At 67.2% G+C, this 14,519-nt stretch carries 15 protein-coding genes; 9 read left to right on the top strand and 6 right to left on the bottom strand.

Annotated features, from left to right (window positions below; genetic code table 11):
• Nucleotides 1–9: 9 nt before the first annotated feature.
• On the bottom strand, nucleotides 10–969 hold the full coding sequence (locus tag JOF56_RS43305) for a GlxA family transcriptional regulator (RefSeq protein WP_209645369.1): 960 nt from the start codon (nucleotides 967–969) through the stop codon (nucleotides 10–12).
• 71 nt (nucleotides 970–1,040) lie between these two features.
• Between JOF56_RS43305 and JOF56_RS43310 the strand changes: the two genes are divergently transcribed.
• On the top strand, nucleotides 1,041–1,766 hold the full coding sequence (locus JOF56_RS43310) for a DJ-1/PfpI family protein (RefSeq protein WP_307855515.1): 726 nt from the start codon (nucleotides 1,041–1,043) through the stop codon (nucleotides 1,764–1,766).
• A 6-nt stretch (nucleotides 1,767–1,772) separates the two neighbouring features.
• On the opposite strand, the gene JOF56_RS43315 is transcribed toward JOF56_RS43310, so the two are convergent.
• Nucleotides 1,773–2,714, bottom strand: coding sequence for a helix-turn-helix domain-containing protein (locus JOF56_RS43315; RefSeq protein WP_209645370.1), 942 nt, complete (start codon nucleotides 2,712–2,714; stop codon nucleotides 1,773–1,775).
• 130 nt (nucleotides 2,715–2,844) lie between these two features.
• Here JOF56_RS43315 and JOF56_RS43320 point away from each other — a divergent pair, with 130 nt between their 5' ends.
• Genes JOF56_RS43320 through JOF56_RS43340 form a run of 5 tightly spaced genes read left to right on the top strand, consistent with a single transcriptional unit; the run spans nucleotide 2,845 to nucleotide 8,668 of the window.
• Nucleotides 2,845–3,750, top strand: a complete 906-nt coding sequence (locus tag JOF56_RS43320; RefSeq protein WP_209645371.1) for a branched-chain amino acid ABC transporter permease — start codon at nucleotides 2,845–2,847, stop codon at nucleotides 3,748–3,750.
• 47 nt (nucleotides 3,751–3,797) lie between these two features.
• Nucleotides 3,798–4,892: an ABC transporter substrate-binding protein gene (locus tag JOF56_RS43325; RefSeq protein WP_209645372.1), complete on the top strand. Its 1,095-nt coding sequence runs from the start codon at nucleotides 3,798–3,800 to the stop codon at nucleotides 4,890–4,892.
• A complete protein-coding gene (locus tag JOF56_RS43330; protein WP_209645373.1) occupies nucleotides 4,889–6,556 on the top strand; it encodes a branched-chain amino acid ABC transporter ATP-binding protein/permease in 1,668 nt (555 codons plus the stop codon). The genes JOF56_RS43325 and JOF56_RS43330 overlap by 4 nt, the downstream gene beginning before the upstream one ends.
• A complete protein-coding gene (locus JOF56_RS43335) occupies nucleotides 6,556–7,233 on the top strand; it encodes an ATP-binding cassette domain-containing protein (RefSeq protein ID WP_209645374.1) in 678 nt (225 codons plus the stop codon). Before JOF56_RS43330 ends, JOF56_RS43335 begins: the two co-directional genes overlap by 1 nt.
• A gap of 22 nt (nucleotides 7,234–7,255) precedes the next feature.
• Nucleotides 7,256–8,668 (top strand): amidase, encoded by a 1,413-nt coding sequence (locus JOF56_RS43340; protein ID WP_209645375.1) that lies wholly within the window; start codon nucleotides 7,256–7,258, stop codon nucleotides 8,666–8,668.
• A gap of 90 nt (nucleotides 8,669–8,758) precedes the next feature.
• Here the strand turns inward: JOF56_RS43340 and JOF56_RS43345 are convergent, their stop codons facing one another.
• From JOF56_RS43345 to JOF56_RS43355, 3 genes are all read right to left on the bottom strand, one after another.
• Nucleotides 8,759–9,991 (bottom strand): GDSL-type esterase/lipase family protein, encoded by a 1,233-nt coding sequence (locus tag JOF56_RS43345; protein ID WP_209645376.1) that lies wholly within the window; start codon nucleotides 9,989–9,991, stop codon nucleotides 8,759–8,761.
• A gap of 195 nt (nucleotides 9,992–10,186) precedes the next feature.
• Nucleotides 10,187–10,438, bottom strand: coding sequence for a hypothetical protein (locus JOF56_RS43350; protein WP_209645377.1), 252 nt, complete (start codon nucleotides 10,436–10,438; stop codon nucleotides 10,187–10,189).
• A complete protein-coding gene (locus JOF56_RS43355) occupies nucleotides 10,435–11,013 on the bottom strand; it encodes a hypothetical protein (protein ID WP_209645378.1) in 579 nt (192 codons plus the stop codon). Before JOF56_RS43355 ends, JOF56_RS43350 begins: the two co-directional genes overlap by 4 nt.
• 438 nt (nucleotides 11,014–11,451) lie before the next feature.
• On the opposite strand from JOF56_RS43355, the gene JOF56_RS43360 reads away from it, so the two are divergent.
• The 3 genes from JOF56_RS43360 to JOF56_RS43370 all read left to right on the top strand — a co-directional run bounded on the left by JOF56_RS43360 (nucleotide 11,452) and on the right by JOF56_RS43370 (nucleotide 13,718).
• Nucleotides 11,452–11,742, top strand: a complete 291-nt coding sequence (locus tag JOF56_RS43360; RefSeq protein WP_209645379.1) for a hypothetical protein — start codon at nucleotides 11,452–11,454, stop codon at nucleotides 11,740–11,742.
• Between the two features lie 88 nt (nucleotides 11,743–11,830).
• Nucleotides 11,831–13,123, top strand: a complete 1,293-nt coding sequence (locus JOF56_RS43365) for a class I SAM-dependent methyltransferase (RefSeq protein ID WP_209645380.1) — start codon at nucleotides 11,831–11,833, stop codon at nucleotides 13,121–13,123.
• 244 nt (nucleotides 13,124–13,367) lie between these two features.
• Nucleotides 13,368–13,718 (top strand): hypothetical protein, encoded by a 351-nt coding sequence (locus JOF56_RS43370; protein WP_209645381.1) that lies wholly within the window; start codon nucleotides 13,368–13,370, stop codon nucleotides 13,716–13,718.
• Nucleotides 13,719–13,786: 68 nt separating this feature from the next.
• Here JOF56_RS43370 and JOF56_RS43375 read toward each other — a convergent pair whose 3' ends face one another.
• Nucleotides 13,787–14,377: a cytochrome P450 gene (locus JOF56_RS43375; protein ID WP_307855516.1), complete on the bottom strand. Its 591-nt coding sequence runs from the start codon at nucleotides 14,375–14,377 to the stop codon at nucleotides 13,787–13,789.
• Between the last annotated feature and the right edge of the window lie 142 nt (nucleotides 14,378–14,519).

Below are 14,519 nucleotides of genomic sequence, written 5' to 3' on the forward strand. Positions count from 1 at the left end.
CGATGTCGCTCAAGTCTGGCTGAAGGTGCGGCGGTAGGCGGTCGGGCTGGTGCCGGTGGCTTTGCGGAAGCGGGCGCGGAAGTTGGCGGGGGTGCCGAGACCGGCACGCCGGGCTATGTCGTCGATGCCGGTGTCACCGGATTCGAGAAGCTGCCTGGCGAGGTCGATCCGGGCGGCCAGCAGCCACTGTTTCGGTGACACACCGGTCTCTTCGACGAAGCGGCGGGCGAAGGTGCGCTCGGACATGGCCGCGTGCCTGGCCAGCCGTGGGACCGATAGTTCCGCACCGAGATGCCGCAACGCCCACTCCCGGGTCCGCGCGAGCGACTGGCCGGACGCCTGCGGTATCGCTCTCTTGATGTACTGGTGCTGACCGCCGGCCCGGTGTGGTGCGGCGACCGCGAGTCTGGCCGCGGTGTTGGCGGCTACCGCGCCGTGGTCGCGGCGGACGATGTGCAGGCAGAGATCGAGGCCGGCGGACGCGCCGGCGGAGGTCAGGATTTGACCGTGATCGACGTAGAGGACATCCGGGTCCACCGTGACGTGCGGATGCCTGTGGGCCAGGAGTTCTGCCGCCCGCCAGTGCGTGGTGACGGTCAGCTCGTCGAGCAGGCCGGCCTCGGCCAGGGCGAAGACGCCCGAACAGATGGACACCAGCCGGACGCCGCGTGCGTGGGCCTGGCGCAACGCCTGCCGGGTGGCGGGCGAGACCGGCCGGTCCAGGTCGTCGCCGGGGACGACCAGTGTGTCCGCCCGGAGCAGCTCGTCGAGTCCGCGGTCGACGTTCAAGGAGTAGCCGTCGGAGCTGGGCACCGCGCCAGGCTCGGGCGCGCACAGGGTGAGCTCGTAGTGGTCGGGCAAGGAGCCGAACACCAGCAATGGAACGCCGAGGTCGAAGGTCACCACGCCGTCCAGGACCAGGACTGCGAGGTTGCCGGCCGCCGTGGCGGGGTGCGCGCGGGCCTGCATGGCAGAAAAATATCACATGTTGTCTTAACAGCCACTCGATCACTTCTGCGCTAATCGTTAACGTGTAGGTCGTGAGCTTCGACAAATCAATGTTCAGTGACCGGCCCCGCACTGTCGCAATGCTTCTTTTCGATGGTCATACCGCGCTCGACTTTGTCGGTCCGCATACGGCATTCGCGAGTGTGGGAATGGAGGTCCACCTCGTCGCCGAAACGCTCCGGCCGGTGCTCACCGATTCCGGGTTCGCGATCTCGCCGACCACCACGTTCGATGACTGCCCCGCCGAACTGGACATTCTGTTCGTGCCAGGAGGGGCCGTGGACAAGGCGATGCTGGACGACAAGGTCATCGATTTTCTCGTCGACCGCGGCTCGCGGGCTTCCTACATCACGTCGGTCTGCAACGGATCGCTCGTCCTCGCGGCGGCTGGACTGCTCGACGGCTACCGCTCGGCGACCCACTGGGCCACCCGTGACCACCTGGCGCGGCTGGGTGTCGAGGTGTCGACCGAACGTGTGTGCGTCGACCGGAACAGGTTCTCCGGCGGCGGCGTGACCGCCGGAATCGACTTCGGCCTCACAATCGTCGCCCATGTCCTCGGCGAAGAGGCTGCGAAGTTCTCTCAACTCGCCATGGAATATGACCCGAAGCCGCCATTCGACGCCGGCTCCCCGGAGGCGGCCGGACCCGCGGTCGTGGCCCAGTTCGACCAGTTCACCGCTCAATTCAACGACATTTTCAGCAACGCCGTTTCCCACGTGCTCGACCAGCGCAAGACGGCGATGACGAAACGCTGAAGCAGATCAGGGTGGGCTGCCGTCGTCAGTGGACGGCTGTTGCCGCAAACGGCTTGGCGAGGTGGCGAATTCGGCTTTGAACAGCTTGCTGAAGTGGCTGGGATCGTGCAGTCCCCAGCGGGCGGCGATCGCGTAGGCGGGTTGGTCGGCGAGCACCGGATCAGTCAGGTCCCGGCGGATGCGGTCAAGTCGTCGGCGCCGGATGTGGTCGGAGACAGTGTCGCCGTGATCCTGGAACAGGCGATGCAGGTAGCGGACCGATATGTGGTGGGCCGTTGCGATTCGGGCCGGTGCCAGGTCCTCGGCGAGATGACGGTCGAGGTAGTCGAGGATGCGGTCGAACAGCGGCACGGGCCTGGCAGGAGCGGCGTCCCGGTTGAGGTCACGGATGACGGTGCGCAGCAGGCAGGAGATGTGCTCGCCCATCTCCTGCCTGGACAGTGGGCCCAGCAGCGAGGCGGTGTCGGCGAGTTCGGACAGGGTCGCGGAAAGGATCCGGCCGCTGGGGTTGTGTGGCAGGTGCGGGTTCGCAGTCGCGTGGCGGACTTGTCGCAACAGCAACGTGTTGGCCGGGTCCAGTGCGAGCACGAGGTATCGATAGGGGCCGGTGAGGGCCAGCCGGAATGGTGGGGCGTAGAGCACGAACTCGCCGGGTGCGAGTGACGAACTGCGCCCGTGCTGTTCGAAGGCTCCGCTGCCGGACAGCAGCAGGCCGAGCACGGGGGCGGAAGCCCTGATGGCCGGTGAGACCAGCGAGCACACCTGAACCGTGTTTCCACCACTGATGTCGCAAGCGTTCATGACGCCGAACCGGTGTGGCCGCAGGTCGGCGTCGAACGGATCCGGTGCGTGGACCAGGACCGAGTCGACGGAATGGGCGTGGGGGGACGGTTCGGTGTCCAGGTAGCCGGATACCAGTGCAGCTCCGTCGCGCTGCTCCACTGGCATGAGCTCACCTCCTGCGCGGTCATGTGCGCTGGGGAGGCATTGGTGTGCGCTCTCGTACCAGCCCGGCACGCTCGGACCGGCAGATCATATGTGTCTTCTTCTCGACAGGCGAGTGACGGGACGGCCAACGATGGGCGTGGTGCTGGCGATCCTTGGTCAGTTCGGCCTCCTCGGTCTGCTGACTGTCGGTGTTGCGGTCATCTTCGCCGCTACTGGGGTGGTCAACCTGGCCCAGGCTGATCTGGCGATGGTGGGGGCATACTGCGCCGCCACTCTCACCGGGCTGGGGTTCGGGTGGCGAGTGGTTGCCGCCCTTGTCCTGGTGATACCGGTGCTGTTGCTGGTGGAAGTGCTGCTACGCCGCCCAGGGGTGGATGTTCTGGCGGCGATGCTGGTCACCTGGGGCGTCGGGATGGCGCTGCGGCAAGCGGCGGAACTGATGTTCAGCTCGACCGCCCGCTCGGTTCCCGCGCCGGTCCCCGGCACGGTGGACGTGCTTGGTGCGGTGTATCCGGCCTATCGCCTGGTGTGCGCCGGGGTCGCGCTCGCGGTCGTCGGCGTGGTGGTGCTCGTGGCTCACCGGACGGAGTGGGGGCTGGCCCTGCGGGCGGTGGCGGACAACTCGGACATGGCTGCCGTGCTGGGTACCAATCCGCGGCGTCTGCGTCGCGCCGCCTTTGCCGTGGGTGGGCTGTTGGCCGTCCTCGCGGGCGCGTTATACAGCCCGTTGCTGTCGGTGACCCCGACCATGGGCTTCGATCTGCTCGTCCCGGTGTTCTTCGGGTTGTTGCTCGCCCGGCGGGGTGCGCTCGGTACCGCCGCGCTGGCCGCGGGGCTACTGGCCGCGCTGTCGGCGCTGTTGCGCACGTGGTTTCCCGACACGGTTGCCCAAATGCTGTTGTACGCCGTCGTTGTCGCTGTCGCGGCATTGCGTTCCCTTGCCCTGATCCGGAGGTCGCTGTCATGGATCCGTCACGTTCCCGCCGCTCGCAGGCCGCTATCCGCTGGACGGCAGGACTCGGCGTCGCCGTCATGACGCTGAGTGGCTGTTCCGGGGCTGCCCTTTCAGCAGGCGGAAGCACGGTGGACCCGTCGCTCAAGATCGGTCTGATCGTGCCGCTCACCGGGCCGGTCTCGGCGGCCGGGCAGGCGCTGCGCAATGGTTTCGAGAACGGCGTGCGGAAGGTGAACCAATCCGGTGGAGCCAACGGCCACGACGTCACCTACGTCGTCGCCGACGACGGCGGTGATCCGGCCACGTCGACCCAGCTCGCGCGGAAACTCATCCAGCAGGACCGGGTCTCGATACTGTTCGGCACCATCACCGGCGACACCGCCGAAGCCGTCGGCAAGGTCGCCGACGACAGCCACATCCCTTTCGCCACAGCGATTCTCGGTGATCCGGACCGCTGCCGCCCCTACGCGTGGACGTTCGGTGAGTCGACCCGGCAACTGCTCACCCCCGCGGTGCCGTCGCTGATGGCCGAACACGGCAAGCGGGTCGCCATCGTCGGCTCGGACTACAACTTCCCGCACTCCTACGCCAAAGCCGCCCGTGAACAGACCGAGGCCGCCGGCGGCACTGTCGTCGCCGAGGAGTACAGCCCGCTGGGCCAGACCGACTGGCAGCCGGTGGTCACCCGGCTCGCCGCCGCGCGCCCGGACGTGCTGCTGTCCATGGTCGTCGGCTCGGACGCGGTGTCGTTCACCCAGCAGGCCCAGCAGTTCGGCCTGCTCACCCCCGCGCTCGGATTCGACGGTGCCCCGCTGGACGCCGACTACTACCCGGCGCTCGGTCCACTGACCCAGGGACGCACCCACGTGGTCCGCTGGACCGACCAGCTGAATCACCCCGACAGTTCGGCGTTCGCCGCCGACTACCAGAGCCGGTACCGCTGGACACAGCCGGTCCCGGAGGTCGCGGGCAACGCCTACTTCGCCGTCCAGTTCCTGGCGGCTGCCGTGAACCAGGCGGGCAAGACCGAACCGGAGGCCGTCAACAGGCAGATCGGCACGCTCCGGTTCGACTCCGCTTTGGGCACGGCGACCCATTTCGATCCGGGCAATCACATCCTGCAGGCGAACATGCTCGAGGCGACGATCCAGCCCGGTGGTCTGTACGCCGTGACCCGTAGCCTTGGCCTGGTCCCGGACGCGACGCCGAAGGGCTGCGCGTGATCGGGCGCCGAGGTGTCCCGGTCGTGGTGACGGGCCTGATAGCGGGCGGGCTCCTGGCTGCGCCCTTCGGGCTGAGCGCGTTCGCGGTGTCCGTCTTGTCGCTGGGGCTGTGCTATGGCCTCTTCGCCTACGGTCTCGACCTTGCGTGGGGCCGGGCCGGGCTGCTCAGTGTCGGCCACGCGGCGTTCTTCGGGCTCGGCGCATATGCCAGTGCGCTGAGCGAGAACCATGACACGTCGTTCCCGGTGCTGATGGTGGTCGCACTGCTCGCGTCGGTACTGATCAGTCTGCTGATCGTGCGCATCGGCCTGGCCGCAGGCAGGCCCGAGGCACCGCTGATTCTGCTGACCATAGGCGTGAGCCTGCTGTTGCAGCACACAGCGACCACGCTCACTCCGGTGACCAGCGGCTCCAATGGTCTGTCTGTGTCCGGGGCCGACGTGGTCGGCATCTACTACCGCACAGTGCTGGTGACCGGCATCGTGGTGGCGTTGTGCTCCTGGCTGCTGGTGTCCAGCCGTTTCGGGGCACGGCTCATCGCCGCGTCCCGCAACCCGGAGCGCGCCGCGCACACCGGAATCGACCACGTTCGTGTCCGTGCCACCGCGTTCGTGGCGAGTGCCGCAGTGTCCACTGTGGCAGGTGCGCTGTACGCGCCCGCTGCGGGACTGGTGTCCCCGCAGGTATTCGGATTGGGCCTGTCCACCAGCGTGCTGGTCTGGCTCGCCGTGGGCGGCCGGGGATCCACCCTCGGCCCGTTCCTCGGCGCGATCGCCGTGACAGCCGGTCAGCAGACTCTGGGCGACGCCTGGCAGGGCTGGTACGTCCTCGGCCTCGCAGCGGTGTTCATCCTCGTCATCCAGTTCGCACCAGGCGGTCTGGTCGCGATACTGCGCGGGCCGGGCCCGGACTTGCGGCTTCCGCGCATCGCGCACAAACCCAAGCGCCATGCTCGTGTGCACCCTGTATCGGGGATGGCGCTGTCGCTGCGGGACGTCCGCAAGTCCTTCGGACCTGTGCGTGTGCTCGACGGCGTGGACTTGGACGTGCCGCAGGGCCGCACGGTGTGCCTGATCGGACCGAACGGCGCAGGCAAGAGCACCCTGCTGTCGATCATCGCCGGACAGCTTGTCGCCGACGGCGGCACGGTGCGCCTGTTCGGCACTGACGTCACCGACCGGCCGGTCCACGAACGGATACGCATGGGCGTCGGCCGGATGTTCCAGATCCCCAGCGTTCTGACTGCCCTGTCGCCTGCGGACAACGTCCGGCTCGCTGCAATGGACACGGGCGGCCTGGATGTGCCCGAGGGTCATCGCGACCTGACGGCCGAGGATTCGATGGCGTCGGGCGTGCTGTCGCTCGCCGACCGCCGCCGGCTGGAACTGGCCATGGTGCTGGCCGGTTCACCCCGGCTGGTGATCCTGGACGAACCGGCCGCCGGGCTCGGGCCGGACGACACGCGTCGGCTGACCCGCGAGCTCGCCGCCGTGGTCCGGCGCACCGGTTGCGCGATGCTCGTGGTCGAGCACGACATGGACATCGTCCGTGAACTGGCCGATGACGTAGTCGTTCTGCATGAGGGCCGCACAATCGCTCACGGCCCGATGGACGAGGTCTCCGCACACCCCGCCGTCCGCGCCGCCTACCTGGGAGTGTCCTGATGCTGGAACTCACGGATGTCTCCGCGGGCTACGGCCAGGCCAAGGTCGTACGGGACGTGACCGTCCACATTGGCCAAGGCGAAATGGTGGCACTGCTGGGCCGCAACGGCATGGGCAAGACCACGCTGCTTCATGCAGTGTTCGGACTCGCCGACCGGCACGCCGGGAACATCACTCTCGCCAGGCACACAGTGCCGTCCGGGCGCCCCGACCTGCTTGCTCGTTGGGGCGCCACGCTCATGCCCGAGGACCGCGGCGTCTTTCCCAACCTCACGATCACCGACAACCTCCGCCTGGCCAACCGTAAGGGCTTCCGCCCGGCCGTCGATCCGCGTGAGTTGTTCCCGCTGTTGACCGACCGGCGCGACCAACTGGCCGGAACCCTTTCCGGCGGCCAGAAACAACAGGTCGGCATCGCCCGCGCGATACTCGCCGGCCAGAGCCTCATCGCGATCGACGAACTCACCCAAGGGCTGCAGCCCTCACTCGTACGAGCCGTACTGGAGGCGCTGCGCACCATCACGACGACCGGCGTCACCGTCGTCGTGGTCGACCAGCATGCCGCGCTGCTTCTCGAGTACTGCCCAAGGACCGTCGTCATGCAGGCCGGGCGCGCCGTCTTCGACGGCCCCGGCACGCCGCGCAGCCGACTCGACGAACTGCTTGCCCTGTCCTGATCCGCTGATGCCTGGAGTACGCATGGACCCGTTCGACTCGATGACCGATCTCGCATCCGCGGTGCGCCACCGGGACCTCAGCCCCGTCGAGATCGTGGACACCTACCTGGCCCGGATCGACCGGTACGATCCGATGGTCAACGCCTTCACCTGGCGGGACGACGACGCCGTGCGCGTGGCCGCCAAGCAGGCCGAGCGAGCCGTGGGCTCCACTGAGGACCTGCCGCCGTTGCACGGCGTTCCCATTCCCATCAAGGATCTCACCGAGGTCGCCGGCCAGCCCGCCACGTACGGGTCGTTCGGCGCGACCGACACACCACGGGATCACTCCGCCCCTGTGGTCACGCGGCTGCTGGACGCCGGCATGCTCCTGCTCGGCCGCACCAACGCACCGGACATGGGACTACTGTCCACAACAGACAACCACCGGTATGGCAGTACTCGCAACCCATGGGATCTGGGGTACTCCCCCGGAGGATCCAGCGGCGGCGCGGCGGCAGCAGTCGCTGCCGGCTTGGCCCCGGTGGCGCACGCCAACGACGGCGGAGGATCCATCCGGATGCCGTCCTCGTGTTGTGGCCTGGTCGGCCTCAAACCGAGCCGAGGCCGGGTCCCGCAAGAGGTGATGGCCTGGGAGCACGCCACCGTCGAGGGCGCCATCACACGCTACGTCCGTGACGCCGCCACCTTGTTGGATGTCATGTCCGTTCCCGACCGCCTGTCGATGTACCGCGCACCCGCGCCCGAACGGCCATTCGCTGAAGAGGTCGGCAGGCCCACAGGCCGGCTGCGCATCGGGCTGGCCCTCGACGCACCGACCGGCGTACCGGTGGACGCGGAATGCGTTGCCGGAGCCGAACACACCGCACGCCTGCTGGAATCACTCGGTCACCTCGTGGAACCGGTCAGCCCGCGATTCTTCAGCGCCGAGGCGATTTCCGGATACGCGGAGACGATTCTCGACGCCGCCCTGTGGGCCGCCCCCTATGACGCCCCGGAACTGGCCGAACCACACCTACGACACCGCATGGCACGCGCGACGACTCGCCACTCAGGTCTCTACGCCCGTGCGGCCGTCCTTCTGCAACAAGAGTCCCGCACTGTCGTCGCGCAATGGGGCCAGGACTTCGACGTGTTGCTCACCCCCACCATGGCTTGCCCTCCGCCGCCGGTCGACACCGTCCTCGACGAGGCCAACGCGCGTCCCGGCGACTTCCGGCTCCGGGAAATCCAGATGATCTCCTTCACCTCCGTCTGCAACATCACTGGGCTGCCCGCCATCACCCTGCCCACCCACACCTCACCCGGGGGCCTCCCCATCGGTAGCCAACTCATCGCAGGACCATGGGACGAAGCCATCCTGATCCGCCTGGCATCAGCCTTGGAGGAGATCGACGGCTGGCCACTGCGCCGCCCCGGCCGGTTCCAGCCCTGAGCCAAGTCACGTAAGAACGCGAGCCGAACCAACCCCGGCGTTCGCTGCAGGGCGCGGTCTTCAACGCCCTGCAGCGAACCTGATCGCCGATTACCGGCGGAACACCGCGAGGTCGATCGACTCGCCCAGCAGCCGATCACCTTCGGCGTTGGGGTGATAGCAGTCGCTGCGCCACGCGGCCAGCATCACGGTCGGATCAGCGGGATCACGCAGCACCGCATCGAAATCCAGCACGGCATCGAACGTCCCCGACGTCCGAATCCACTGATTCACCGCAAGCCTGACCTGCTCCTTCGCACTGCCGGCGGCATTGCACATCGGCAGCACAGTGCCACCCACGATCTTGCGCCCGGAAGCATGCACACGCGCAGCGATACCCCGCATCGCATCAATGACCTGGGCAGCCGGAGCAGGCGGCGCATAGTCACCGCCGCCGATGTCGTTGGTGCCCTCCAAAAGCAGCACGTACCGCACACCCGGCATGGACAACACGTCTCGCTCCAGCCGCACCGGCGCAGGCGGACCGCAGCACTGATTGGTCGGGTCATACGGATTCGGCTGAACACTGACAGTGTTACCGCTGATCCCGGCATTGGCCACCGACAACCGTTGACCTGGCGGCAATGCCCCGATCCGCGCAGCGAGCACATCGGTCCAGCGCGGACCACCACCGAAGGCGTTGTAGCCATCGGTGATCGAATCGCCGAGCGCCACGATGGTGCCGCGCGCATCCGACACAGCGCTGACCGCGTCCACCCACCACAACACCCCCGGTGCGAAGGCGCCGTAACCGCCCCCGGAGGCATCGGCCCCGGCGTCGCCGGGCGCCTGGAACGACCCCGGAGTGTGCGTCTGCGGCGGTGGGAACGTGTGATCATTGATCGGCGAACCCGGCGCGTACACGCTCACCGCCACATGATCACCACGCCGCACCGCCAGCGGAAGCGGATCACTCCACACACTGCCACCCGGCGGCACAGTCACCGTGCGCCGCAAACCAAACGTGGCACGATGGTTCGAGCCACGCACCAAAGCAGGCGACCCCGGCGCCGACTGCAAGCCGACCCATACCGACCGCGCAACGAGCGCACTGCCACCGAACGGGTTACCCAGCCGCACCCGCAAAGCCGCCCCGCTCGCCGTGACCGTCAAGACGTTGCGGACTGTGGCATCAGGCGCTGTGCCATGGACTCCTTGCAGAGCCGATTCGGTCAGCGTCACCGAATGCGGCCACGGACTGGATGACGACGAGGCCTGGGCCACAACCGGAACGAGAAGCAACACCGAAACCGCAAGCACACCCGCTGTTCGACTTATTCGCATGAACCGCTCCTGAAGTGCAGGGAAACCAACAGGACAGATCCCACGGCGATCCCCTCAGGTCCCTTGACGGAACCAGATCGCCATGTCGGTCACCAGCTTGCCATCCAGTCGGCAGCGTTCCATGTGTGCGGCAAAGAAACCGGGATGGCCGTCGAAACCCGGCGACCGAGCGTTGGACACATCCCGCGGAAAGGTTCAGAACATGCCGTTGTCGTTGGCTGAAGTCGCGGGGATGACCTGGAGGACATCCCAGTGTTCGACGACCTTTCCGTCCGAGTCGAGACGGAAGATGTTCGCCGACCGGTGCCCGATGACGCCGTCGTACCCGTTCTCGGCCACGAGGTTGCCGCTCACATGCACGTCGTCGGCGTTGACCAGCAGTCCCGTCGCCGCGTTCTGGGCGATCGTGTTCTTCTCGACCACCACTCCCCTGGCCTGGACGATCACGGCCGCGGGTTCCTTGGTCTCGTTCTGACTCGATCCGTAGTGCGCTCGAAACCGAGGCCCCTGACCACAGACCCGTCGGCGCCCGCGAACAGGTGCAACGCGCTCTTCTTCGCCGTGATCTCGACCTTCCGGCCGGTCGGGTCGCTGCCCAGGTACGTCCGGTCCGCCGCGCCGTCGTGGAAGAAGGTGCCCGCCCGGACCTCCTCGCGGGTCGCGACCTGCCGCATCGGTTCGCCGTCGACGAACACCATCTGCGGGTCGCCACCGACCGGGTTGTCATCGTTGAACTGGACGGGGTTCATGCACTCGTCGTAGGCCGGACCACTCGCCCGGCACACGCTGGCCGGGTTCCAGCCGTCCAGGCGCCACGCGTTGCCGTCCGCGACCAGCTGGCCGGCCGGGATCTCGGCACTGCCCTTGAACCAGACCTGCTCACCGGGATACGGCTGCAAAGTCACCGGAGCGGCAGCGGTCCGCAGCGGCGCTTCCTGCGTGCCCGGGTTGCTGTCCTTCCCCGTCGGCGCGACGAACAGTGCCCCATCCGGCACGGGGTACGACGTCGGGATGATGAACACCCCCGACTGGCCGGTGCCGCGGCCGCCGCCGGAGCCCGGCCGGCACCCACCAGAGCCATCAGACTGGCAGCGATCAAGGCCACCACCAGAGCCAGACCAGCCCCGCGAAAAGGCATCGAATCCCCCTCAGCAACATCCCGCGAACCACGCCGAACAAACGGCCACACGGAAATCCCGGGCCGGCCTCCACTGAAACGACCGCGGACCGAGGACAACAAGGACCAGCCAGACCGGGACAGACCCGGACAGCCTGAGACACCTTCGGACAAGGCCGTCGGGATGATGGTCAGTCGCGACCATGTGCGCGATGACCTCGGACGGCACGCCTGAGGGGCCTCGATGGCTCTCGCCTGCCTGTGACGACATCGGTGGCGTCAGAATCCCCTGATCGAGGGACTCCTCTGGTCTGCATTCGGCCGTACACGTCAGAATGTCGGCGTGGGTCCCACACACCGTGTCGTCAGTGCTCGGCTGGTGCGTGGGGTGATCCTGGCGTTGAGCGCCGCGACGTTGGCGACCGCCGTGGCCGCGCTGAGCTCGGCGCAGGTGTTGATGCACCTGATGTTCACGCTGACAGACCTCACACACCTGCACGGCAGTCTTACTGCCGCAGCGGTTGTCGCGCAGGCGAGCGCCGTGTTGCTGGCCAGTGTGTTGCTTGTCCACGCGCCAAGGGTTGTGTTGTTCGGCCACGCCAGTGCGCGGCGTGGGCCACCTGTGTGTTCCTGACTTCAGTGCGTTCACCCCTCGGTCGCTACGGCGTCCCGTGTCAGGAGTAACCATGTTCTCTTTGCGGTGCCCTCAATGCAGAAGACCGATGGATTACCGGCCTGTCCGGTTCGGACTGGTCGGTTGCGGTCACCACACCTACCCGGTGATCGACGGCATTCCGGTCCTGCGGCAAGGACGAGTAGCCGTGCAGCACCACACCACCAGTGCGCAAGAGGTGTCCGGCCCGGCGGTCGCCGACCTCGTCGAGTGGGTCAAGGCAGGAAACGGGCAGGAAGCCCTGGTCTGTTTGCTGTCGTTCCCGCCGAACGTGCCGGTTCGTGGCGGGCACCGGCTGTGGGGCGTACCGGGAGCCGCAGCGCTGGGAACATGGTTACGCCGCCGGACGGTGCGAAAGATGCTGGCACAACAGCATTCGGCGCAGGACTGGATGAGACTGTTCTATCTGCGGTCCCGGGGCGTGGATCAGGAACTGATGGGGTACTTCCTCTGCCGTTTCGGCCAGCCCCGGCACCTGGCCGCGCTCACCTGCCTGCAGGTACTGCCCGACGACGACCGGCCCGTGCTCGATCTGGCCTGCGGTTTCGGGCATCTCGCGCACACGATCGTGCAGTGGCCCAGATCCCGGCCGGTTGTCGGGGTGGACCGCAACTTCTTCCAGCTCTGGGTCGCCAAACGCCACATCGCACCAGAGGCGATGTTCGTGTGCGCGGACGCCGGCGACGGTTTGCCGTTCCCTGACGACACGTTCGGCGGCGCGTTATGCTCGGACGCGTTCCATCTCTTACCCGGCAAGCAATTCTGCCTCGACGAGTTGCGCCGCTGCACCCCGGGCGGCCCGATCCTGCTCACCCGGGTCGGCAACCGGCACGTCGAGCCCAACGAGGGCAGCGAACTCAGTCCGGCGGAATACCTCGGACTGGCCATGAACATGCACACTGTCCTGTTCGACGAGAACGAACTCGTCCGGTCGTACCTGGCCAACACCGCGCCAGAGGTCTGTTCTGCTGACACAGAAGCGAAATGGCTGACCATCATCGCCGGGCCTCAGGCACTCGACCTCGGCCCGCCCCGGCAGTCCGGTGACTGGCCACATGCCGCCGGCCGGCTGGCGATCAACCCGATCTACGCCCACCACCAGGCACAACACGGCGGCACCGCACTCATCTTCCAGTTCCCCTCCACGTGGTACGCCTTCGAGAACGCCCGGATGCTCGACTACCACCAGCCCGCGATCACCCTGGACGCCAAGCAGGTCCGCGGCATCCACGACGGCGAACTCACCCCCGAACTGGCCACCCTGGTCGAGCAGTTCGTCCTGATCGGCGTACCCGACCACTATCTGCACGCACCCGGGGCAACGCGACAACCAGCGCCATGACCGCATCCCCACCCTGCGGCTCGCCGCCGAACTGGACGAGATCCCGTTCAAACACGACGGATTCGTCTACGGCGTCTACGCACTTCCCGTGACCTGGTAAGTCCCAAGCGCAGGGCCGGGTTCGGCTGGTGAAACCGCGCTGTTGCCGATGTGAAGTCGCGCTTCGCCATGATCAGTTGGGGAAATTCGGTAACGGCTTGCCGCGGGGGGCATTTTCCGCAGGTGAGGCCCTTAATGAGAATATATGCGCCAATCGTTCAAGCGCGCCGCTGTCCTGGGGACTGTCGCGACTGCCGCGTCTGTCATGTCGCCCTTGGCCGCGTCAGCAGGCGGGAAGTCGAAGACCTGTCCCGAGAGCGCATGCAGGGTCGAGGCGGGTAACTTCTCGGAAGGACAGCTGTCCGTCGACTTCGACGTGCACGGCCGGGGTGGCGCGGAAGCGGTCCTGTACTCCAATGGCCGCACTATCTGCCGGTACCCCTTCGATGCCGTAGCCGGGCCGCAGTCGTGGTACTGCAACGGCGTACCCGCGGGATTCATCGAGGCCAGCGTGGTCGGCCCGGCCGGACCGTCCAACATCGGTGTCCGCTGGTAAGCAGTAACAAAACGAAGCCGCCGGTCTGGGGACACCCAGGCCGGCGAGCTCAGGGCTTCCCGTAGACGTCACCACATGACGGGGAGTTCGTGTACGCCGTAGGCGGACATGTCGTGCCGGAACCTCACCTCTTCGAGCGGTATCGCGAGCCGGAGATTCGGCAGCCTGCGCAGCAAGGCCGGCAGGGCGATCTGCAACTCCGCTCGTGCGAGGTTCTGCCCCAGGCACTGGTGGACGCCATAGCCGAAGGCGAGGTGCCCGCGAGTGTTGCGGTCGACGTCGAAATCGTCGGCCTGGTCGAGGAAAGCAGGATCCCGGTTGGCGGCGGGCAGATTGACCGTGAGCAGATCTCCGGCGCGAACGAGTTGCCCGCCGATGGTGAGGTCCTCGGCGGCCACGCGCAGGATCATGTCCTGGGCGATGGACAGGTAACGCAGTAGTTCCTCAACGGCGCTGCCGACCACGGCGGGATCGTCGGTGTCCCGGATCCGTGCGGCCTTCCCGGGATTCTCCAGCAGGGCCAGGGTGGCCAGGCCGATCATGTTGGCTGTGGTCTCGTGCCCGGCGAACAGCAGGACCATGCCGTTCATGGCGACTTCCGGCACGGTGAGTTCCCCGGTGGCGACGCGTTCGGCAGCGTCATCGACTGGCTCCGGCACGGCTGCCCCGGCACACCGAAACAGATGGCCGCCGCGATCTCACCCCACCTCATCGCGGCCGTGTCAGCCGAGTGAGTCCGAAGTGGAAAGCCGGGCTTGTACAGCCGGCCCACAGCAAGCGAATCCCGAGAGTGACACATGG

Origin of the sequence: Kibdelosporangium banguiense (assembly GCF_017876405.1) — a bacterium.
Taxonomy (GTDB): Bacteria; Actinomycetota; Actinomycetes; order Mycobacteriales; family Pseudonocardiaceae; genus Kibdelosporangium; species Kibdelosporangium banguiense.